General features: G+C 64.5%; 25 protein-coding genes and 1 pseudogene. 20 read left to right on the top strand and 6 right to left on the bottom strand.

All coding sequences use genetic code 11. The features are described from left to right. Nucleotides 1-3: 3 nt before the first annotated feature. From thiS to B097_RS0104750, 5 genes and pseudogenes are all read left to right on the top strand, one after another. Nucleotides 4-198, top strand: coding sequence for a sulfur carrier protein ThiS (gene thiS / locus B097_RS0104770; RefSeq protein ID WP_018581402.1), 195 nt, complete (start codon nt 4-6; stop codon nt 196-198). Between the two features lie 2 nt (nt 199-200). After that, nucleotides 201-767: pseudogene (locus B097_RS0104765) on the top strand (thiamine biosynthesis protein ThiG); the annotation flags it as partial. 44 nt (nt 768-811) lie between these two features. Continuing rightward, a complete protein-coding gene (locus B097_RS0104760) occupies nt 812-1858 on the top strand; it encodes a ThiF family adenylyltransferase (protein WP_018581400.1) in 1047 nt (348 codons plus the stop codon). Nucleotides 1859-1867: 9 nt separating this feature from the next. Continuing rightward, a complete protein-coding gene (locus tag B097_RS0104755; protein WP_018581399.1) occupies nt 1868-2584 on the top strand; it encodes a biotin--[acetyl-CoA-carboxylase] ligase in 717 nt (238 codons plus the stop codon). Nucleotides 2585-2590: 6 nt separating this feature from the next. Continuing rightward, a complete protein-coding gene (locus B097_RS0104750) occupies nt 2591-3046 on the top strand; it encodes a PH domain-containing protein (protein ID WP_040429386.1) in 456 nt (151 codons plus the stop codon). 4 nt (nt 3047-3050) lie between these two features. Here the strand turns inward: B097_RS0104750 and budA are convergent, their stop codons facing one another. Further along, nucleotides 3051-3776, bottom strand: a complete 726-nt coding sequence (gene budA, locus B097_RS0104745; RefSeq protein ID WP_026254313.1) for an acetolactate decarboxylase — start codon at nt 3774-3776, stop codon at nt 3051-3053. Here budA and B097_RS0104740 point away from each other — a divergent pair. Genes B097_RS0104740 through B097_RS0104730 form a run of 3 tightly spaced genes read left to right on the top strand, consistent with a single transcriptional unit; the run spans nt 3756 to nt 5918 of the window. Beyond that, entirely contained in the window at nt 3756-4946 is a 1191-nt protein-coding gene (locus B097_RS0104740) for a 5-(carboxyamino)imidazole ribonucleotide synthase (RefSeq protein ID WP_026254312.1), read from the top strand. The two genes, budA and B097_RS0104740, sit on opposite strands and share 21 nt — an antisense overlap. 18 nt (nt 4947-4964) lie before the next feature. Beyond that, nucleotides 4965-5465 (top strand): 5-(carboxyamino)imidazole ribonucleotide mutase, encoded by a 501-nt coding sequence (purE, locus tag B097_RS0104735; protein ID WP_018581395.1) that lies wholly within the window; start codon nt 4965-4967, stop codon nt 5463-5465. Continuing rightward, on the top strand, nt 5466-5918 hold the full coding sequence (locus tag B097_RS0104730) for a YdcF family protein (RefSeq protein WP_018581394.1): 453 nt from the start codon (nt 5466-5468) through the stop codon (nt 5916-5918). On the opposite strand, the gene B097_RS0104725 is transcribed toward B097_RS0104730, so the two are convergent. Then, the gene (locus tag B097_RS0104725) at nt 5908-7023 is read right to left on the bottom strand and encodes a hypothetical protein (RefSeq protein ID WP_018581393.1); all 1116 of its coding nucleotides are present in this window, start codon (nt 7021-7023) and stop codon (nt 5908-5910) included. The two genes, B097_RS0104730 and B097_RS0104725, sit on opposite strands and share 11 nt — an antisense overlap. A 91-nt stretch (nt 7024-7114) precedes the next feature. Then, nucleotides 7115-7771 carry a TIGR03089 family protein gene (locus tag B097_RS0104720; protein WP_026254311.1) on the bottom strand — a complete coding sequence of 219 codons (657 nt, stop codon included), beginning with the start codon at nt 7769-7771 and terminating at the stop codon, nt 7115-7117. Nucleotides 7772-7869: 98 nt separating this feature from the next. On the opposite strand from B097_RS0104720, the gene B097_RS0104715 reads away from it, so the two are divergent. Beyond that, nucleotides 7870-8682 (top strand): hypothetical protein, encoded by an 813-nt coding sequence (locus B097_RS0104715; RefSeq protein ID WP_147287121.1) that lies wholly within the window; start codon nt 7870-7872, stop codon nt 8680-8682. Nucleotide 8683: 1 nt separating this feature from the next. Here B097_RS0104715 and B097_RS0104710 read toward each other — a convergent pair whose 3' ends face one another. After that, a complete protein-coding gene (locus B097_RS0104710; RefSeq protein ID WP_026254310.1) occupies nt 8684-10252 on the bottom strand; it encodes an LCP family protein in 1569 nt (522 codons plus the stop codon). A gap of 129 nt (nt 10253-10381) precedes the next feature. Between B097_RS0104710 and B097_RS0104705 the strand changes: the two genes are divergently transcribed. The 3 genes from B097_RS0104705 (at nt 10382) to B097_RS0104695 (ending at nt 13013) form a co-directional block, all read left to right on the top strand. Then, the gene (locus B097_RS0104705; protein WP_018581389.1) at nt 10382-11290 is read left to right on the top strand and encodes a glycosyltransferase family 2 protein; all 909 of its coding nucleotides are present in this window, start codon (nt 10382-10384) and stop codon (nt 11288-11290) included. 47 nt (nt 11291-11337) lie between these two features. After that, complete coding sequence (gene manB, locus B097_RS0104700) at nt 11338-12417, top strand: mannose-1-phosphate guanylyltransferase (protein ID WP_018581388.1); 1080 nt, start codon at nt 11338-11340, stop codon at nt 12415-12417. Nucleotides 12418-12722: 305 nt separating this feature from the next. Further along, nucleotides 12723-13013 (top strand): WhiB family transcriptional regulator, encoded by a 291-nt coding sequence (locus tag B097_RS0104695; protein WP_394282183.1) that lies wholly within the window; start codon nt 12723-12725, stop codon nt 13011-13013. On the opposite strand, the gene B097_RS0104690 is transcribed toward B097_RS0104695, so the two are convergent. Next, complete coding sequence (locus tag B097_RS0104690; RefSeq protein ID WP_018581386.1) at nt 13010-13477, bottom strand: metallopeptidase family protein; 468 nt, start codon at nt 13475-13477, stop codon at nt 13010-13012. The genes B097_RS0104695 and B097_RS0104690 overlap by 4 nt on opposite strands. Nucleotides 13478-13570: 93 nt before the next feature. On the opposite strand from B097_RS0104690, the gene B097_RS0104685 reads away from it, so the two are divergent. The 4 genes from B097_RS0104685 to manA are packed head-to-tail and all read left to right on the top strand — an operon-like array spanning nt 13571 to nt 17696. After that, nucleotides 13571-14047: a DUF3499 domain-containing protein gene (locus B097_RS0104685; RefSeq protein ID WP_081618005.1), complete on the top strand. Its 477-nt coding sequence runs from the start codon at nt 13571-13573 to the stop codon at nt 14045-14047. A 58-nt stretch (nt 14048-14105) separates the two neighbouring features. Further along, nucleotides 14106-15476 (top strand): phosphomannomutase/phosphoglucomutase, encoded by a 1371-nt coding sequence (locus tag B097_RS0104680; protein WP_018581384.1) that lies wholly within the window; start codon nt 14106-14108, stop codon nt 15474-15476. Nucleotides 15477-15487: 11 nt separating this feature from the next. Beyond that, a complete protein-coding gene (locus B097_RS0104675) occupies nt 15488-16474 on the top strand; it encodes a hypothetical protein (RefSeq protein WP_018581383.1) in 987 nt (328 codons plus the stop codon). Nucleotides 16475-16526: 52 nt separating this feature from the next. Next, nucleotides 16527-17696 (top strand): mannose-6-phosphate isomerase, class I, encoded by a 1170-nt coding sequence (gene manA, locus B097_RS0104670; RefSeq protein WP_018581382.1) that lies wholly within the window; start codon nt 16527-16529, stop codon nt 17694-17696. Here manA and B097_RS0104665 read toward each other — a convergent pair. Continuing rightward, entirely contained in the window at nt 17693-18439 is a 747-nt protein-coding gene (locus B097_RS0104665; protein WP_018581381.1) for a hypothetical protein, read from the bottom strand. The genes manA and B097_RS0104665 overlap by 4 nt on opposite strands. A 269-nt stretch (nt 18440-18708) precedes the next feature. On the opposite strand from B097_RS0104665, the gene B097_RS0104660 reads away from it, so the two are divergent. The 4 genes from B097_RS0104660 to B097_RS0104645 all read left to right on the top strand — a co-directional run. Then, on the top strand, nt 18709-19062 hold the full coding sequence (locus B097_RS0104660) for a DUF4259 domain-containing protein (RefSeq protein WP_018581380.1): 354 nt from the start codon (nt 18709-18711) through the stop codon (nt 19060-19062). Nucleotides 19063-19201: 139 nt separating this feature from the next. Continuing rightward, entirely contained in the window at nt 19202-20638 is a 1437-nt protein-coding gene (gene ahcY / locus B097_RS0104655; protein ID WP_018581379.1) for an adenosylhomocysteinase, read from the top strand. Continuing rightward, nucleotides 20638-21285: a dTMP kinase gene (locus B097_RS0104650; protein ID WP_018581378.1), complete on the top strand. Its 648-nt coding sequence runs from the start codon at nt 20638-20640 to the stop codon at nt 21283-21285. Before ahcY ends, B097_RS0104650 begins: the two co-directional genes overlap by 1 nt. 15 nt (nt 21286-21300) lie before the next feature. Beyond that, nucleotides 21301-21542: transposase (locus tag B097_RS0104645; protein ID WP_018581377.1), on the top strand; the 242-nt coding region annotated here is incomplete at its 3' end.

Here is a 21542-nt window from a genome sequence, read left to right as displayed (position 1 = left end):
AGTATGAACATCACCCTCAACGGACAGATCCACCAGACGGACGCGGCGGACGTCGGCACGCTCGTCGCGGAAGTCACCGGCGGCTCGACCGGCATCGCCGTGGCCGTTAACGGTCAGGTCGTGCCCGCCAGCGACTGGTCGCGCCCGCTTGCCGACGAGGACCGCGTCGACATCCTCACCGCCGTCCAAGGAGGCTAAACGTGCTCACCATCGCAGACCGCACCTATGACTCCCACCTGATCATGGGCACCGGCGGGGCCAGCAGCCATGCGCTGCTGGAAGAATCGCTGCGCGCCAGCGGCACCCAGTTGACCACCGTGGCGATGCGCCGCTACACCGCGGCCACCAGCACCGGCGGCGAATCGATCTTCGAGCTGCTGCGCCGCCTGAACATCGACCCGCTGCCGAACACCGCCGGCTGCCACACCGCCCACGACGCCGTGATCACCGCCCGCCTGGCCCGCGAAGCGCTGGGCACCAACTGGATCAAGGTGGAGGTGATCGCCGACGACCACACCCTGCTGCCCGACACCACCGAACTGATCGACGCGTGTGAGCAGCTCGTCGCCGAAGACTTCGTCGTCCTGGCCTACACATCCAACGACCCGATCGTGGCCACCCACCTGGAAAACGTGGGCGTGCACGCGGTGATGCCGCTGGGCTCGCCGATCGGCACCGGGCTGGGCATCTTGAACCCGCACAACCTCGAGCTGATCTGTGCGCGCGCCACCGTGCCCGTGCTTCTCGACGCCGGGGTGGGCACCGCCGGCCGCATTCCCCGCCGCACCCACGCCGACCAGGTGCTGTAGCCATGAGTGAACGCCAGATCCTCCTGCCCGGCTTCGGCCCCACCGGGCAAAGTAAGCTCCGCGACGCCCACGTGCTCGTCATCGGCGCCGGCGGCCTCGGCTGCCCGGCTCTGCAGACGATGGTGGCCACGGGCATCGGCACGATCACGCTTATCGACGATGACGTGGTCGCTTCCTCCAACCTCCACCGCCAAATCCTGTTCACTCCCGAAGATGTGGGCCAGCTCAAAGTTGAGGCGGCCGCCCGTCGCCTCAAAGCGATGCAGCCCGAGCTCACGATCCACGCCATAGAGGGCCGGGTGCATCGTCGAAACGCGATCGAACTGTTCGCGGGCGTGGACGTGGTCGTCGACGGGTCCGATACCTTCGCCACCAAATACCTGTCCGCCGACGCCGCCGAAATCACCGCCACGCCCCTGGTCTGGGGGACCGTGCTGCGCTACGGCGGGCAGCTGGCCGTGTGGCGCTCCGGGGCCGGCGAGCGCGGGGTGGGGCTGCGCGACCTCTATCCCGACGCGCCCGACCCGGCCGACGCCCCCGACTGCGCCACCGCCGGCGTCCTCGGCGTGACCACAAGTGTGATGGGCAGCCTCATGGCCACCGAGACCGTTAAATATATTGCGGGGCTGGAACCGGCCTCCCAGCAGGTGGGCCGCCTGCTCACCTACGACGCGCTCACCTCCAGCGTGACCAGCTTCACCGTCGCCGTCGACCCCGCCCGGGCGCTCGCAACGGCGTTGCCGGAACCAGAAGGCGCCGACACCTTGCGCACCGCCCTGGCCGAGGGCTGGCAGCTACTCGACGTGCGCGAGCCCGAAGAGAAAGCCGCCCGCGACCTGCCCGCGCAGTCGCCGACGCTGCACTATCCGGCGTCGCGCTGGGACAAGGATTCTCCGCCGGCCGGGCTGGACGACACCGTGCTTGTGTACTGCGCCTCGGGTCAGCGCTCCGCCCGCTTCATCGACCGCTTCGGCCCGCGCGCCGCCGCCAAAGGGGTGCGCCTAGTCAATCTCCCCGGCGGCACCAATGCGCACGGCGAGGCGCGCTAGACTTTCGGCATGACCATCGACATCCAGCGTCTCCGCGCGGCCACCGGATTCAGCATTGAGTACGTGCCGACGACCGGCTCTACCAACGCCGACCTGCTCGCCCACGGCACCCCCGGCACCGTGCTGATCGCCGGCACCCAAACCGCCGGCCGGGGGCGCTTGGGGCGACAGTGGTCCTCACCGGAAGGGGCGTCCATTGCGCTGTCGGTGCTTATCGACGAGCCCCCCGTCGACCGCCTCGGCCTGCTGCCCTTGGCGATGGGCCTGGCCGCCTGCGACGCGATTACCGGCACCCAGCTGAAGTGGCCCAATGACGTGCTGGTGGGGGAGAAGAAGCTGGCCGGCATCCTCGCCCAGGCCGACTTCAATGAGGCGCCGCGGGTGGTCGTGGGCATCGGCATCAACGTCAGCCTCACCGCCGACCAGCTCCCCGTCCCACACGCCACCTCCTTAGCACTGGAAGGCATGGAGGCAGACCCCACCGCGGTGGTGGAGAAGCTATTGGGCGCGTTCGATCGTCGACAAGCACAATGGAAAGCCGGGGACGCGCAGCTTCTCGACGACTACCGCGCAGCCTGCGTGACCATCGGCCAAGAGGTGCGCCTGGACGCGCCGGGCGGGGAGATCACCGGGCGCGCCGACGGGGTGAGCGAGCGCGGCGAAATCATCGTCGACGGCACCGCCTACTCCGCCGGCGACGTCACACACCTGCGGACGGTACAATAACGGCCCATGGCACGGTTTCAACTAGGAAGAGGCGAATACGCGCGCGCCGACATGTGCGCGCCGCTAGGCACCCTGGTGTTCCCGTTTCTGGAATTGCTGCTGATCACGGGGGTGGCGTGGATCGTCATCGGGTTCATGGACCAGCCGGGGACATACGTTAACGTGCAGCTGCGCAACGCCGTGGTTCTTGTGTGGGCGGCGCTGGGGGTGTGGCGCTTCGTACTGCCGCTGATTCGCTCGCGCAGGCAACGCTTCGTCGTGACGAATAAGCGGATCCTTGCGCGTTCCGGGGAACTGCGGCCGCGCGTCGATTCGATCCCGCTGGGCCAGATCCACTCCGTGCGGCGCCACAAAGGCGGCATTTCCGTGGCGATCTACGGCTTCGACCGTCCCGTCTACTTCCCGCACGTGGGCCGGGCGAAGCGCGTCGAACAGATTCTGCGCCGGCCCCCGCGCTACTAGCCCTTTATTCTTTGACCTCGGTGGAATGGATCTGCTCGTCCAGGTCATCCGGGGCCAGATTGCCACGGGCGAACTCGGCGGTCAGCGGCAGGCGCAGATCCAGGTCGGTGCCAGGGCACAGCTCGATCGTCGCCTCGCGCACCGTGTAATCCAGCACATGCCCGCCGGCGCTGCGCTCATCGTCGACGAAGTGCACGTGGCAGCCCGGCACGCCGATGCCCTTCTCATAGATCGGGGTGCGGAACCCGCCGATCACCCCGCGCACGTTGCGGAAATGCAGCTCCGCGTCATCGCCCACGGCCTCCGTCATGGGTTTATAGGGCTTTTCCTGGCGGGTCACGGTGCGGGTGGTCACGTCGTCGAAAAGCCCGCTGATGCGCACCGCATACATGTAGTTGGCGGAAGGCTCCAGCTCGTCGATGAATGCGGATAGTGCGTCACGACGCATCCCGCGCGGCGCCTCCGCCGTGATCCTTGGGACGAAGTTGGTGGCCACCGCAAACGGGCTTTTGTCGCCGAGTTCAGCGATGGTGGCGGTGCCGTCGCCGCGCAGCCGGTAGCAGACGCCGTCGAGGATCATCATCTCGCCGTCGAGGGCGTTGAACGTGCCCAGGCCGAAGTTGCCGTGTCCGAGGATTTCGCCGACGGTCATTTCTCCGTCGTAGATGCCGTCGAGAAGCCCCGACATCAGTGAGTTCTGAAAAATGGTATGTCGCACAATATCCTTCATGCTCCCCAGGCTACTAACATTGCCGATATGACTACTGTGACTGTGATCGGCGACGGTCAGCTCGCCCGCATGATGCAAACCGAAGCCATTGAACTGGGCATCCACCTGCGCCTTCTGGCCGGCGCGAAAGACTCGTCGGCGGCCCAAGTGATCCCGGACACGGTGCTGGGGGACTACACCCACCTGGACGACCTGCAGCGCGCCGCCCGCGGGGTGGTCACTTTCGACCATGAGCACGTGCCCACGCAGCATCTCCACACGCTTATCGACGAGGGCGTGGCCGTTCACCCCGGCCCCGACGCTTTGGTGCATGCCCAGGACAAGCTGGTGATGCGCCGCAAACTGCGCGAGATCGGAGCGCCGGTGCCGGAGTTCGCGGGCGTAAAATCGGCGGCGGAGGCGCTGAAGTTCTGGGACAGCGTGGACGGCCAGGTGTGTCTCAAGGCGACCCGCGGCGGCTACGACGGCCACGGCGTGTGGTTCCCGAAGAGCCGTGAGGAGTGCGAGGCGCTCGTCGATAAGCTGCTGGGCGAGGGCGTGCCATTGATGGCTGAGCGCAAAGTCCCGTTTACCCGCGAGCTGTCGGCGATGGTGGCGCGGCGGCCGAGCGGGGAGACGCGCGCGTGGGCCGTGGTGGAATCGGTGCAGCGCGACGGGATCTGTGTGGAGGCGATCGCTCCGGCGCCGGCGCTTTCCGACGAGCTGGCCGCCAACTGCCAGGAGCTGGCCACGCGCATCGCTGAAGAACTGGGGGTGACCGGTGTGATGGCGGTGGAACTGTTCGAACACGATGGCACGGTGAGCGTTAACGAGCTGGCCATGCGGCCGCACAATACCGGGCACTGGACCCAAAACGGCTGTGTGACCAGCCAGTTCGAACAGCACCTGCGCGCCGTGACCGACCTGCCGCTCGGATCCGTTGAGCCAATCTCCGAGGTCACCGTGATGGCCAACGTCCTCGGCGGCGACACCGACCCGGAGATGCCGATGGAGCAGCGTATCGCGGAAGTGATGCAGCGCTACCCGGAGGCAAGCATCCATCTCTACGGCAAGTCGTGGCGCGCCGGGCGCAAACTAGGGCACGTGAACGTGCGCGGCCGCGACGTGGAGGCCACGCGCGAGGCCGCACAGGACGCCGCGCACTTCCTCGTGACGGCCAACTGGCGCTAACCCGCTAGAGTAAAGCCCATGCAACCACTTGTTGGCCTGATCATGGGCTCTGATTCTGACTGGGATACAGTCGCTCCCGCCGCCGAAGTACTCGCCGAGTTCGGCGTGCCTTTCGAGGTGGGCGTGCTGTCTGCTCACCGCACTCCGGAACGCATGCTGGCGTATGCGAAGTCCGCGCACGAGAAGGGCCTGAAGGTCATCATCGCGTGCGCCGGCGGTGCGGCCCACTTGCCGGGGATGGTCGCGGCGGCCACCCCGCTGCCGGTGATTGGGATCCCGCGGGCGCTGAAGGACCTGGACGGGTTGGACTCGCTGCTGTCGATCGTGCAGATGCCCGGCGGGGTGCCGGTGGCCACAGTGAGCATTGGCGGGGCGAAGAACGCGGGCCTGCTGGCGGTGCGGACCCTGGCCACGGGCGATGAGCGCCTGATGCAGCGCATGGTCGACTACCAGAAGCGCATGGCCGACGAGGTCGAGGCCAAGGACCAGGCGCTGCGCGATCGCCTGATGGGGCAGTAGGTGACAGATCCGATCGTGGTGCTGGGCGCCCGCACCCATGATGGCCGGCCCAGCGGGTTTTTGGAGTGCCGGCTTGAACTGGCGGCGCGGCTCTATGAGTCGTCGTCACGCCCCGTGATTGTGTCCGGGCGTGGCGAAGCGCCCGTGATGGCGCGATGGCTGGCCGAACACGGGGTGGATCCCGACGATATCGTGGAGGAAAAGCGCGCGACGAGCACGAACGAGAACCTGGAATACTCCCGGGCGCTCGCCCCTGATGCAAACGCCCTGCACGTTGTCACCAATAATTTTCACGCCCTGCGCACCCGGGTGTGGGCGTGGCATCTGGGCGTGCCGGTGCGCATCCACCAGGCCGACACACCCGTGGACTCCCGCGCCTGGAACTACACGCGCGAGATCTTCGCCCTGCCGCATTCGATCCTTCGGGTGCTGTGGCGAAAAATCAGAGAGTAGCTAGGGCCTCCTTCATCGCGCGGACCGCACGCAGCGCGCCACCTTTGGCCGCACGGTGCTGGTTCAGGCGCGGCCGACCGCCAAACGCCGGCACCCAGTAATCTAAGCCGCCAAGCTTTTCGACGTGCCCGTACATCGGTTTGTCCCGGTCATCGTCGTTGCGCCCGTTGTGGAACCCGCACAGCTTCGTGCTGTTTCCCAGCGTGGTCGGCCCGCCGTGTTTGTAGGCTTCGATGTGGTGGTTCTGGCAGTCGTCGGCACCCACCGAGCAGTTAATGCCTGCGCACACGGGCGTCAGCAGCGCCTGGATCTGGCTTTCCTTCGGGTTGAGGTGGCGCTTGCCCTCGTCGGTTTTATAGATCTCAATGGGGTCGCCGGAGTATTCGTCGATAAGCAACGCCAGCCCGTGGCGCGAGAGGCGCTGGCGGACCAGGTCTTTGCCGTTGATGACGGTGCCGTTGGTGAGCGAGAGCTGTACTTCGCCGCCGGAGATGCGCCGCCAGGATTCCACCGTGTCGCCGACGGGGATGATCAGCGCCGGGACGATCTCTGGGCCGTCGAGTCCGTCGGAGGAGGTGGCTGCGCGCAGGATCGCCTCGGCCGCGTGCATGCCCTCCACTCCTTCGGCGCCGTCCAGGGCCGCTTTGACCAGGTGGGAGGGGGCGCGCAGGGTGAGGTCGGTGAGGTCGGAATCGGGGACCGCCCGGTGGGACACGCGTGGCTGCGGCGCTTCCTTCGTGGCCACTCCGTACTCCTGCTCAAGCTCTGCGGCTCGGTCTTCGAGCGCGCGGGTGTTCGGCCACACCTGGCACAGTTCGACGCGCATGTCCCAGCGGTGTTTGGTGGGTACGCGGCCGACGAAGCGTTCGATGTCGCCGAGCGTGGCCAGGGTGTGTCCGGTTGCGATGGCGGCGGCCCGCGCTAGTTCCTGCTTGCGCGGGGCGGCCTTGGAGCGGAAATACACCTCCGCGTAACGGTCTAGTTGTTTGGCCGTCTTGGAGTCGATGCCGAGCGCGTAAAGGTCGGCAAGGCTGCAGCCCGCCACCTCTTCCAGCGCGCCCATAATGCCTGTCCAGGAGGCTGCGAATTGTTCTAAAGTGTTCATGGCCCTGACGATAAAGCCTTTCGCAACCCGGCGCGCAGCGCACCCGGCAGACCTGTGGATAACTCCGAGTTATCCACAGAAAACGCCGCTTTCAGACTTTCGGGTTGCGGGCGGTGACCTTCTCGGTTATAGCGATCTCGTCGAGCCGATCCGCGGACACCATCCCCGCCACGACCACCACGGACCCGCCCGCGGCCAGTGGCGCCAGGACTTGGCTTTGGAAGTCGCTTGTCGACGACCACCCCCTGACCAACCAGCGCTCCGCACCAATGGCGTCGGTGGCAAAGTCACTCAACTGCGCGGATTCGCCGTAGTACTGGTCCCCATAGAATCGCACCGTCGGGCCGAAATCCACAGCGCCGAGCGGCAGTTCACCGCCGGCTTCCTCCACGCCGCGGCCGAAGGGGTCATCGGAAACAACCACGACATCGTCAGCATCCGGCCAGTCGTCGAAACGCTCCACAGTGGTGAAGACGAGGTCGCCGGGGCCTTCGTCGTAAAGCGGAGTGAGCCGGGCCGCGAACGTGCCGATGCCGATCACCGCCGCCTGCCAGCTGACGGGCAGATCGACGCGGATGGTGGTGTCGGGGGTGGCGTCGAACTCGTCGACGAGCATGTTGGCGATCTTGTTGGCCCAATTGTCTAAGGTGACGCCGGAAAATTCCATGCGGGCGCCGGTGGTTTCGTCGTAGACGGTGAGGCGGGGACTGGCGGGGTCGGTGGTCAATAGAGGTGCAAGCATGCTCATGGCCACCATCGTAGGCAATTCCAGATTGGAGGGAACCGAAGCGGGGGCTCGGCAGTCTAATACGGGTGACACACTCACTGTTTTGAAAGGATCACCCGATGTCAAGAATGTCTTCCGGCCGGAAGCGCCGTGTCCTGCGCCGCGTCCGCCGCCGTATCGACGAGTGGGCGCGCACTCAGGAACCCGGTGTGAGATGGGTCAGCGATACGCAGCTGGAGTTTCCCAGCGGGGCGGTGCTGGATGTGCGCAACATGGTCCGCCAGATCGAGGGCCTGCCGCGGGAGGTGGAGGAGCAGATCGTCGAGCACTACCTCAGCGGGTTCCTGCAGTCGCATGAGCTGCTGCAGCGTTTTCAAGATAAGGGGGAGTTCACGCCGGAGGAGGTGATGGGGTACGCGGTGAAGGTGATCGTGCCGGCGGGAGATCTGGATGAGATTCCCACGACGCGTCTCGACGATCACCTCAGCTGGGCGTGGGGCCTGGATTTTGACGGGGTGCTGGTGATGCAGCCGCTGGAGGACCTGGAGGCGATTGTGGGGCACGCCCGTCTTGAGGCGGCTGTGGAGGAGAACATTAAGGAGCATGCCCGCCAGTGCGAGGTGGTCGATTTCGGGGAGGGGCTGGTGCTCACGGGCTCGTCGAAGGTGCTGCCGTCGGTGGCGCTGTACCTGGCGAAGTGTGCGCGCATTGTGGGGTTGCCGCCGTGCGCGGAGGGCTATTTTGTGGGGATGCCTTCGCGTACGGAGTTGATCATTGTGCAGGGTGATCGCCGCGATATTCTGCCGGCTTTGCTGTCTTTCACCCTCGACTTGTTTGCGCGGTCGAATCAGCCGATGTCGCCGTGGCTGTTCCACACGGACGGCGACGGGGTGATCACGAACCTGCGCGACGTCCCCGAGCGCGCTAGTTGACCTAGTTGACGCAGCGTGGGCCGTCGCCGCCGGCGGTGATTTCTGGGGCGACCTCGGCGTTGCCGAAGTCCTCGCCCGGGGTGCCGACCGGCTCGGAGGAGCTCGGGGTATCCATGGTGTCGGTGGCTTCGGACTGTGGCCCGGAGTAGTCGTCGTGCGTGACGACGATCAACGAGTCCGGATTGAGGCCCTCATTGGAGGTGATGGGTAGCCCGCCGAGGCGCTCGGCCAACTCGATGGCAGCGGGGTCGGTGGGGTCAAGGGCGACAACCTGGCTGAAGGAGTAGATGCCGGCCATGGCATTGGTCACCTCGGCAACAGTGATGCCTTGTTCTTCCAGCAAAGCTCCGACGCCACCGGCCTGGCCGGTGGTTGCGCCAGCGTTGAGCACGTGGACTTCATAGCCGTCGAAGGTGGTGTCCGCGGGGGCCGCTTCCTCGGCCGGTGCCTCTGGTTCCTCTTCGGGGGCAAGCAGCTCGTCCATGAAGTTGTGGACTTCGTTGACGTCGACGGTCACGATTGATTCGCCGTAGTCACCGACGCCATCAATAGAGGTCACGGGAATGGTGGTGAAGGTGACGTTGCCGCCGGCCAGGTTGGCAAGTTCGGTGGCGAAACTTAAAATGTCCCAGTCCTGGTCGATCACGACGGAACGCTCCACGGCCTTGGCCAGCTCATTCAGCTTTGCTGGGTTGGTCAGCACGCCCGCGCTGAGCACCTTGTTCACCAGCGATGCCATGTAGGCCTGCTGGCGCACGATGCGGTCAAGGTCGCCGCGGGGCAGGCCGTGGCGCTGGCGGACGAAAGCTAGAGCTTCGGTGCCGTCCAGGGTGGACACGCCGGCGGGGAAGTCCGCACCAGAGAATTCGTCTTGGACGGGCGCGTTCAGACAGACCTCGACGCCGCCGATGGCATCGGTCAGCAGGACGAAGCCCAACAGGCCGACCTCGGCGTAGTGGTCCACCTTGATGCCGGTGAGGTCCGCCACGGTATCGATCAGGCCCTGCTGCCCCGCAGAGGCCACGCGTTCTTCCAGCCTCTTGCCTTCGTTGGCCCCGTCGGCGATAAGTTCTTCGCGCTTGGCGGCCGCGTGTTCGGCGTACACGCCGTTGATCTTCAGGTTGCCGAACTCCTCGGTGTGCACGTATGTATCGCGCGGGATGGAGACGGCGGTGGCCTTGGAACCATCGTTGGGCACGCGGATTACCATCATGGTGTCGGTGTTGCGCTCGCCGTCGGCTTCACCAGCGTTAAGTCGGGCCAGTTCTTCGTCGGAAAGCGGATTGCCCTGCGCATCGGTGCGCGAATCAGAGCCGACAAGCAAAATGTCGGTGGCGCCGTCCGCGTGCTCCCCCTTCGCGTTGGTGCCGCCGCCGAGGGAAAGCTCAGAGGCGGAGATCTCATTGCCGAGGCGGCCGACGGTGGACCAGCCAATCGCGGTGACAGCCACGACGATCACGGCCAGGACTGTGAGCAGCACCTTTACGACGACATTGCCCGACTGGGTGATGTCGCGCTGGGCTGACGGCGCGGCCTGGATATCGCGGATCTGCCGGTACGATTGGCTCACGTTCGTCACGCACCTTACGTAGTGGGGGAATAGTGAGGAGAAGGTCGGCCCAAATTATACGACACGCCTAGGCGAAATGGTGATCCGTAGCCTCAAGTTTGCGGACCGACTGGGTAAGCTAAATCCATTGTGTCTGAACCAAACAACGCCCCCATCGCAGTCGTGTCGGTGACGTATTCGCCCGGCCGGCACCTGAGCGCGTTCCTCGATTCGCTGCCGCGCGCCACCGAAAGCACCGGCCGCGACACTTTTGTGGTGCTCGCCGACAACGGCTCTGCAGACGGGGTTCCCCAACAGGCTGCGCGTGACGACGAGAACGTGGCCTTTCTCCCCACGGGCGGAAATATTGGCTATGGTGCTGCGATCAACGCGGCGGCGCGGGCCCTCGTCGATAAGCGAGAAGCGGGCCTGATCAATCCGGACTACTTCATTATTTCTAACCCGGATGTGGAATTTCTGCCGGGCGCGATTGATGCGCTGGCGGATTGTCTTGATCGGCGCCCGAGCGCGGGTGCGGCGGGCCCGCGGATCGAGGAGGCGGACGGGTCGGCGTATCCCTCGGCGCGCGCGGTGCCCACGCTGGTCACAGGTGTGGGCCATGCCCTCTTAGGTGGAATCTGGCCAAAGAATCCTTTCTCGCGGGCCTACCGCGATGACGGCGATATGGAGAACGAACGTGTCGCCGGCTGGCTGTCCGGGTCGTGCCTGGCGGTGCGCTGGGAGGCCTTCGACGCCGTGGGCGGTTTCGACGAGCGCTACTTCATGTATCTAGAAGATATTGACTTTGGCGACCGGTTGGCGCGCGCCGGCTGGGACAACGTATTCTGCCCGGCGGCCCGGATCCAGCACGATCAGGGCCATGCGGCGAATAAGCATTCGCGGGTGACGGTGCCGGCGCACCATGATTCGGCGTTCCGGTTCCAGGCGGATCGGCACCCGGCCTGGTGGCAGGCGCCGCTGCGTGCCGCGCTGTGGGCTGGGCTCCGGCTGCGGGGCGTGGTGGCCGGGGCGAAGGCGCGGCGGGCTGCGGGCTCGTAGGCGTGTAAAGATGAAGCAAAACACACAAGTGAGAGGTTGAGTACACGATGGCGGATCCTTCTTCGACGGACGCGGTGATCCTGGTGGGAGGGCGCGGCACGCGTTTGCGCCCTCTGACGGTGAACACCCCGAAGCCGATGCTGCCGACGGCGGGCTTCCCATTCCTGGCACACCTGTTGGCGCGTATTAAAGAGGCGGGCATGACGCATGTCGTGCTGTCTACCTCCTTTAAGGCGGAGGTCTTCGAGGAGCACTTCGGCGACGGCGCGGACTTCGGCCTGGAGATCGAGTATGTGGTGGAAGAGGAAGCGCTGGGCACCGGCGGCGGGATCCGCAACGTGTACGACAAGCTGCGCTATGACACCGTGATGGTGTTCAACGGCGATGTGCTGTCGGGGGCGAACTTGGGCGAGATCCTGGAGACACATACGAAGAAGGACGCGGACATCACGCTGCACCTTGTGCGCGTGCCGGATCCGCGGGCTTTCGGCTGCGTGCCCACCGATAGCGATGGCAACGTGGAGGCCTTCCTGGAGAAGACGGAGGATCCGCCGACCGACCAGATCAACGCGGGCTGCTACGTGTTCAAGCGCGAGGTGATCGAACAGATCCCAACCGGGCGTGTGGTCAGCGTGGAGCGCGAGACGTTCCCGAAGATGCTGGAAAATGGCGCGAAGGTGGTGGGCCACGTCGATACGTCCTACTGGCGCGACATGGGCCGCCCGGATGATTTCGTGCAGGGCTCTTCGGACCTGGTGCGCGGGATTGCGTATTCGCCGCTGCTGCAGGGCAAGACGGGGGAGAGTTTCGTCGATGAGTCGGCGGGCATTGCCGGGGGAGTGATCCTGGTCGGCGGCACCGCGGTTGGGCGCGGGGTGGAGGTCGGCGCGGGTTCGCGTATCGACGATTCCGTGCTCTTTGATGGCGTGACCGTGGAGCCGGGCGCTGTGGTGCGGAACTCGATTATTGCGGCGGGGGCGAAGATCGGCGCCAATGCGCGGATCACGGACTGCGTCATCGGCGAGGGCGCGTCGATCGGTGCGCGCTGTGAGCTGTTGGGCGGCATGCGTGTGTGGCCAGGGGTGGAGATTCCGGATTCTGGAGTGCGCTTTTCCCCGGATGCGTGAGCGACACGCCGATAGCGGCGATGACTAGTTGCCGGTATGCCCCACCGGCACTACATGTAGTACCCCCGGCCCATGCCCCCGAATCGTAGAACTTGTGACTGGTGTGACTCGTGTGGCGAGTCACCTGGCAATTCCCTTAAAGGCCTGCGCAAACGCGTTGGTGGGGTTGACGCTATTTGTGGCCCTCGTGTTGAATCACAGTTATGTAGTTACAGCCCACCGCGCCGCGAAAGCGCGCGTATAGTGGGTTTCTAGATCAACGCGATCAGTTAAACCATTGGAGAAAGGGACAAAGCGTGGAAGACATGGCTCATAACGCTGTTCTCCGTGGCGGAGTCGCAGGCGACATGACTTTTGATGAGTTATTTAGCACTGTTGAGCAGGAATGGCAGGATCAGGCACTGTGCGCGCAGACAGACCCTGAGGCCTTCTTCCCTGAAAAGGGTGGCTCCACACGAGAAGCGAAACGCATCTGCCAAGCTTGCGCTGTGCGAGACGACTGTCTCGAGTATGCCCTCGAGAATGATGAACGCTTCGGAATCTGGGGCGGGCTCTCCGATCGTGAGCGCCGCCGCCTGAAGAAGCAGATCGGCTAAAAATCGAACCGGGGATCGAGGTCCTCGGGCGCCATATTGAGGTAGTTGGCAACCAAAGCGGTCAGAATCCACGTGAGGAGTTCTGCCCGCTCTTGCGCGTTTGTGCACCGGTGTTCCACGGGTGCGCGAAAAACGACGATGCGGGCGCGCGTCGGCTGGCCCTGGGGATCCACCCCGGCTTGAAGTAGACGTCCTAGCGGGACGGGCCCGTCGGCCACGATGTCGTCGGGAAGCACCGTCATGTCCGCACGCAACCGCATGCGCGGAACCGCATCCACGGCCAGGTCAACGTTGGCCAGCTGTTCGAAATAAGCATTTTGCAGCGGGGCGTACGCCTCCAGCACCGCCTGGTCGAAACGCAGGGAGCGCGTGCGGTAGCGGGGGATGGCTACCGGCAGCAGCGGTCCGCGCAGGCCGCGCCCGTGACGGCTGGGGCGTGCGCGCAGGTGCGAGGGGGTGCTCATGACTCCTTATAGTAGGGCGGTTCGACGCGCTGCGGGGCGCGAAACACGCCGACCGGTTCACAAAACTCAAGTTGGGGTTTAGACTTGGCAGCTGTGAGTAAATTTCGTCGTTGTTGCCGGACCGGGTGTGGCAAGCCAGCAGTCGCCACACTGACCTACGCCTATTCTGAATCGACCGCCGTGGTGGGCCCCTTGGCCCCGGTGGCGGAGCCGCATTCCTGGGACCTGTGCGAATCCCACGCCAGCCGCATCACCGCTCCACTGGGCTGGGAGATGCTGCGCGTCGACCATATTGACATTGACGACGAGGGCGAAGACATCACGGCCCTGGCCGAAGCCGTGCGCGAGGCGGGGCGTGTGACCACCGGTTTGGTCGAGCCGGGCGAGGACCCGATCGACTACGCCGGACAGCGCGACTACACCGACCCCGATACTTCCCGGCACCCCGTCTACCGTACGAAGCGGATGGAGCAGTACAAGCAGGTACGTCGCGCGCACCTGCAGGTCGTGCCGGATCCAGAGGAAATCGCAGAGGAGCCCGACGGCGAGGGACACCAGCCCACCGAGTAAACGGGAGGTAAACTTACCTGTTGGTTTAATCATTACTCACAAAAGACAGGTGTACCCGATGCGCTCAATCGAATCCGTCCGCCAGGTGATCAAGGCCTATGACGTGCGAGGCGTTGTCGGCGAGGACATTGATGCCGATTTCGTCCGCGATACCGGCGCCGCCTTCGCCCACATCCTGCGCGGCGAGGGCGAAACGACGATCGCCGTGGGCTATGACATGCGGCCATCTTCGCCGGAGTTGGTAGCCGCCTTCGGCGAGGGCGCAACCTCCCAGGGGCTCAACGTGCTGGATCTTGGCTTGACCTCCACCGATGAGCTCTACTACGCGGCCGGTACCTTTGGCTGCGCCGGCGCGATGTTCACCGCCAGCCACAACCCCGCCAAGTACAACGGCATCAAATTATGCCGCGCGGGGGCCACTCCTGTCAGCCAGGATTCGGGTTTGGCGGAGATTACGCAGATGCTTGTCGACGAGATCCCCGCCTACTCGGGGGCCCAGGGTGTCGTCGAAAAGCGAAATGTGTTGGATGACTATGCTGCGTTCCTGCGCGAGCTCGTGCCGGTGGATGGCGCCGGCATGGTGGTCGCCGTGGATGCGGCCAACGGGATGGCCGGGCTGACGGTGCCCGCAACGCTGCATGATTTCGATGTGCGCGATCTCTACTTTGAGCTGGATGGTACTTTCCCGAACCACGAGGCGAATCCCCTGGACCCGAAGAACCTGGTGGATTTGCAGAAGTTCACCGTGGAGCAGGGCGCGCAGGTGGGGCTGGCGTTCGACGGGGATGCGGACCGCTGCTTCGTCGTCGATGAGCTGGGCCAGCCGGTGAGTCCTTCGGCGATTACGGCGCTGGTCGCGGAGCGTTACCTGCGTGACGCGCCGGCTGGCACGCCGATTATCCACAACCTGATTACCTCGCGCGCGGTGCCGGAGATCATTGCGGAAAACGGTGGCACGCCGGTGCGCACGCGCGTGGGCCACTCCTATATCAAGGCGGAGATGGCGCGCACCGGGGCGCTGTTTGGCGGGGAGCATTCGGCGCACTATTACTTCACGGAGTTCTTCAACGCGGATTCCGGGCTGCTCGCGGCACTGCACGTTCTGGCCGCGCTGTCTGAGTTCGACGGCCCGCTATCGCAGCTCATGGCGAAGTATGAGCGCTACGTGGCCTCTGGTGAGCTGAACTCCACCGTCGAGGACCAGGCCGCCGCCACCGACGCCGTGCTCGACGCTTTCGCCTCGCGTATCGACGAAGTGGACCACCTCGACGGGGTCACCGTCACCTTGAAGGGCACCAAGGCCTGGTTCAACGTGCGCGCCTCCAACACGGAGCCGTTGTTGCGCCTCAACGTGGAGGCGGAGTCCCAGGAAGAGGTTGACACGCTTTCGGCAGAAATCCTTGGCGTTATTCGCAGCGAGCACCCCTAGGGTGGCGGTCGATGAATTCTGATATGGATACAAACAGCTATTACGAGGGTGCCGGCGACTATGACCGCGAAACGGTGCGCTTTTTCGACGTCGCCCACGAAGGCGCCCAGTTGCGCGCGATCGCAGGAAGGCTGCAGGGGAAGTTTGAGCAGCTCCGTGGCTTGAATCCGCGCAGCGTGGTGATCGTCGGTACCGACCAGATCGCGCGAGCCGCTGCCCGCTATGTGGTGCAGCTGCGCTCCCCGTTGCGCTGCCCAGTGGTGGTCGTCGATACGCTCCCGGCGTATCTCGGGGCGCTCGACGTGGTCATCATGGTGGGCGACGCCGCCGACAACGACGACTTCTCGCGCGACATCATCTCCGCCGGGCAGCGCGGTGCCACCACCATTTTCGCGGGGCCTGCGCAGGGTCCGCTTATCGACGACGTCCCGGACTCTGCACTTGTCATCCCGGCGCTGCCTACTGCGGTGGGTGCATCGCCGGCGCGCACGATCGGGGTCGTGGCCGCGGTGTTGGATCTGTTGGAGCAGCCAGTATCCATCGTCGAGCAGAAACTCCAGGACCTAGCCGAGCAGATCGATGAGGAACTGACCAGCCTGTCCCCGGAACGCGATGCCACCGTGAACCCTGCCCGTCAGCTGCGCGAATTTGTCGCTGGCGCGCGGATCTTGCACACCGGTGTGAACCGCACCGGCATGGCGGTGGCCGAATTCGTCGCAACGCTGTGGTCGGTGCGCGGGCTGCCTGGTGGCTTCTGCCATCCCGACGAAACGACCCGTGCGCTGGAGCGGCCACCGGCCGCCGACGACATTTTTCACGACCCAATCCTCGACGGCCCGAGCGGGCTGGTACCGTTGAAGGCCATTGTGTGGGCCCATGAGGAGGCCCCGTGGCCGAACGCGCGCCCCGAAACCAGCCTTGTTCCCGGGCTGGGGGATACTGCTTCGGCCCTTCGGTTGATCACTCGAGCGTTCGCCGCCACGACTCTCGACGATTAGCGCCGCTAGACGCATGCCCGTTGTTGAAAGAACACAGATCGGAAACACAGCCTTGGAGATTTTGACAGGTGCCCTGCGCAATTACCCGTGGGGTTCGCGCACCATGTTGGCTGACCTGCGTGGACTTCCATCGCCGACGCCCACCGCGGAGGCGGAGCTTTGGTATGGCGCCCACCCAGGTGATCCCTCGCGAATCGGGGAGCGCACGCTGGATGAGATCATCGCCGCGGATCCCGTGGGGCAGTTGGGCCAGCGCGTCGTCGATAAGTTTGGTGAGGAACTACCTTTCCTACTGAAGCTGCTGGCAGCCGACGAGCCATTGAGCCTGCAGGCGCACCCATCGCTGGAGCAGGCGCGCGAAGGCTTCGCGCGGGAGAATGCTGACCGCATCCCGCTGGATGACCCGAACCGCAACTACAAGGACCCCAACCACAAGCCTGAGCTGATCGTCGCGCTGAGCGAATTTCACGCGCTCGCCGGCTTCCGGCCCCTGCACCAGACCCGCGAGCTCTTCGAGGCGATGGGGTGCGCACCGCTGGATCGCTACCTCACGATGATCGATCCCGATCACGAAGAGGCCAGCCTGCGCGCCCTGTTCACCACGTGGATCACGATTCCGCGCTCGGTACGCATCGCGCTTCTCGACGACACCAACACCGCCTGCCAGGAAATCGCTGACCGCGATGACTGGATCGGCCGGGTCGCGCGCACCTTCATCGACCTGAATCAGCAGTACCCGGACGACGTCGGCGCTTTGGCCGCTTTGCTGCTCAACCATGTCACCCTGCAACCGGGGGAGGCGATCCATCTGCGCGCCGGCCAGCTGCACGCCTACCTGCACGGGTTGGGGGTTGAGATCATGGCGAGCTCCGACAATGTGCTGCGCGGTGGGTTGACCAGCAAATATGTCGACGTGCCCGAGTTGGTCCGCGTGCTGGACTTCGGCACGCTGGCACGCCCAGAAGTCGACGTGACAGAGGCGGGCGGGGCCACCGACTATCCCGTCACCGTGGACGATTTCATCCTCTCGCGCCACCAACTGGGCCAAGCCGACCTGGTCGTCGACACGGACGGGCCGGCGATCGTGCTGTGCACCGCCGGTGTCGCCACCTGCGGCGACGTAGAGCTGACCCCGGGTGCCGCCGCGTGGATCCCAGCGAGCGATCCTGCGTGCACCTTCAGCGGTGAGGCAGACGCGGAAGTCTTCTTTGCGCGTGTCTAGCGGCCGAACAGACCACTGGTGAGCTGCCGCCAGAACGGCAGCGGTTCAGGTTGGCTACCAGAGCTGCCCGGGCGTGAGTCCGGGATGTGCTGCTGCACGGGCTCGTCCGCCTCGGGCGCCTCTGGAGCTGTGGGGGCTGGGGACTCACTGGTCGCTGTCGGTTCAGCAGGCCGTCCTGGCTGGGGCGGGCTGGCTGGCTGGGCGGGGTCCTCAGGCTCGGTTACCGGGGTGGTCGGGGTTGCCGGCGCGGGCGCTGTTGGCTCCGCAGGGCCGGCAGGCTGCTGCGACGGCGCGGTATTGGTGTCGGGTTCGGCAGGCGCGCCATTTGGCGTGGTGGTTCGCGAGTCGGCCAGGGGATCGTCGTTAAGCGCGCTAGGGGCCTGCTGTGAGTCGTCGCCGATGACAGGCACGACATTCGTGGGCCGATAGACGACGGTCGGTGCGGTGTGGCCCTGCGGGGCGTCGACGACGGCGTTCGGCGGCAGGAACGGGTCCTGGGCGCGAGGCTGGGCCGCCTGAGGCCGCGGCGCGCTGGTCTCGGTGGCGGTCGCCTCAGGCTCCGCGAGATGCGTCACATTTTCCGAGGACTCGGTGACGTCCTGGTTGGAGGATTGGGCCACGCCGGTGGAACGGGTCTCCTTGGACGCGGGTGAGCCCGCGAACCAAACGAGCCAACCGACCAGGGCAGCGACGAGGATGCCGGCGATGATGAAGGCGATGACACCAGTTCTCTGTTTCTCCATGGCGATCCTCCTTTCACGCACACGGCAACAAATGGTCACAAACAGATAACAAGTTATCAGAGTAATATCCAAATTTTCGGCTGGACACCATTTGATTACACACCTTTGAGGGGAGGAATCGGCGTGCGACCACGTAATGGCCTGAAGGATTGCCAATAATCGCGGAAAACTTGGCTGCGCAGTGGACAAAACTATGCCGAAGCAAGTAGGCATTAGTACTGGGAGCCGATTGTCGGACTCACCGCTGACTTTTATGTGAGGAGCACATTATGAGCACGTGGGATGATGAAATCTTCGCCGAAGACATCAACGTCGATTTTCTTGACGAGCTTGCTGAACTTGACGACGAGGAGGTAGTCGAAGCTGTAAGCGATGCCTGCCTGCTTGCCGCCAACCAGGACAACGTCACCGAAGACGAACTACTCAACGGACAAGCCGCAGCGACCATCGCGGCGATCTGGGCTGGGGCGCCCTTCTCCGCGGGAGATGTGGCGGAAGAGTACCCATTCATTCGCTCGCTGATGGGGGAGGGCTCCGAAGCCTTGTCGGAAGCTGCCGTCACTGTGCTGGAAAACGCAGACACTGAGCACGATATTGATCAGTTCATCGAGGCGCTCGCCTAAAACCTGCCCGCTTGGCTGTTCGTTGATCTTGCTGACAGGTCTCAGTGGGATCTGCAAGGAGGGAAAACTTCGGGCTAGAGTGGTGTTGTTTTCAAAGAACACGTTTTAGACACCATTTTTGGCAAGGAGTTTTACCTACATGGCTTTTGACTACAAGATCGCAGACATCAATCTCCACGAGGTTGGTCGCAAGCAGATCGACCTGGCAGAGCACGAGATGCCGGGCCTGATGGCCCTGCGCGAGGAGTACGCCGACGAGCAGCCATTGAAGGGCGCCCGGATTGCCGGCTCTATCCACATGACTACCCAGACCGCGGTGCTCATCGAGACGTTGACCGCGCTGGGCGCAGAGGTCCGTTGGTCCTCGTGCAACATCTTCTCCACTGAGGATCCGGCTGCGGCGGCAATCGTCGTCGGCAAGAACGGCACGCCTGAGGACCCACAGGGCGTTCCCGTGTTCGCCTGGAAGGGCGAGACCCTGGAGGAGTACTGGGACTGCGTCAATGAGATCTTTAGCTGGGGCGAAGGCGTCTACCCGAACATGATCCTGGACGATGGCGGCGACGCCACCATGGCCGTGATTAAGGGCGCCGAGTTCGAGCAGGCCGGTGCAGTGCCATCGCCACAGGACGGCGACTCCGACGAGCAGGTCGTCTTCTACGCCATGCTGAAGCGCACCCTGGAAGAGGGCGGCAAGAAGTGGACCGAGACCGCGAAGTCCGTCAAGGGTGTCACGGAAGAAACCACCACTGGTGTCCACCGCCTCTACCACTTCGCACGCGAGGGTGTTCTGCCTTTCCCAGCGATGAACGTCAACGACGCGGTGACCAAGTCCAAGTTCGATAACCGCTACGGCACCCGCCACTCGGTGATCGACGGTCTGAACCGCGGCACCGACATGCTGATCGCCGGCAAGAAGGCGCTGGTGTGCGGCTACGGTGACGTGGGCAAGGGCGTTGCTGAGGCACTCGACGGTCAGGGCGCAATCGTCGCCGTGACCGAGGTTGATCCGATCAACGCGCTGCAGGCCCTGATGGACGGTTTCGATGTGGTGCTTACCGACGAGGCCATCGGCGAGGCGGACATCGTGATCACCGCAACCGGCAACAAGGACATCATCACCTTCGAGCAGATGCAGAAGATGAAGGACCACGCGGTCCTGGGCAATATCGGCCACTTCGACAACGAGATCGACATGGCTTCCCTGATCCACCGCGATGATGTCACGCGCACCAACATCAAGCCACAGGTGGACCTGTTCACGCTTCCAAACGGCAACTCCATCATCGTGCTGTCGGAAGGCCGCCTGCTGAACCTGGGTAACGCCACCGGCCACCCATCGTTCGTGATGTCGAACTCCTTTGCTGACCAGACGATCGCGCAGATCGAGCTGTTCCAGAACGGCGACAACTACGACAATGAGGTCTACCGCCTGCCGAAGATTCTGGACGAGAAGGTCGCGCGCGTCCACGTCGAGGCGCTCGGCGGCCAGCTCACAGAGCTGAGCAAGGAGCAGGCAGAGTACATCGGTGTGGACGTGGCTGGCCCATACAAGCCGGAGCACTACCGCTACTAATGATCATCACGATTGAAGGCATCGACGGGGCCGGCAAGAACACTCTTGTGCAGGCCCTGCGTGCCGAGCTTTCGCAGGACTTCGTCGAAGTAGCCACCCTGGCTTTTCCGCGTTACGACGAGTCCATCCACGCTCAACTTGCCCAGGAGGCTCTCCACGGGCGGATGGGCGATCTCACGGACTCCGCCTACGCCATGGCCACCCTGTTTGCTTTAGACCGTGGCGGGGCGAAGTCCCGGCTGGATGACTATGCGCGTGCCGACGATCGCCTGTTGCTCTTGGACCGCTATGTCGCCTCGAATGCTGCCTACACGGCGGCGCGCACCGGCGACTATGGGGTGATCGACTGGGTGGGGCAGCTCGAATTTGGGCGGCTGGAATTGCCACGCCCGCAGCTGCAGATCTTGCTTGCCACTGCCCCGGAGGAAGCGTCGAAACGCGTACAAAAGCGGGAAGCGGCGGACGTGACCCGCACGCGGGACCGCTATGAGCGCGACGGCGGGCTGCAACGGGCCACGTATGAGGCGTATCTTCACCTTGCCCAGACTAACTGGGAGGGTCGGTGGGTGCATTCGGATGATTCGGGCGCTATTCTGCAAGAGATCCGAAAACTGAACCGTCACGGGTTTCTTGCCGCCTTCCGATAAGGAAGGATCACCAGCATGAAAAAGTCCTACGACCCCGAGTTCAAGACCCGGGCCGTCCGGATGGTCCAGCAGCACCGCGAGGACTACCGATCACTGACCGCCACCTGCACCGCCATCGGCAGCGAGCTCGGGGTATCCCGGGAAACCCTGCGCAACTGGGTCCGGCAGGCCGAGGTCGACGCCGGCACCGCCCCCGGTGTCACCACCGAGGAAAACGAGGAAATGGCCCGGCTGCGCAAGGAGAACAAGCGGCTGCG

The organism is Corynebacterium pilosum DSM 20521 = CIP 103422 (genome assembly GCF_000373805.1).
Lineage (GTDB): Bacteria > Actinomycetota > Actinomycetes > Mycobacteriales > Mycobacteriaceae > Corynebacterium > Corynebacterium pilosum.
This window is presented reverse-complemented; position numbering and strand designations above follow the sequence as displayed.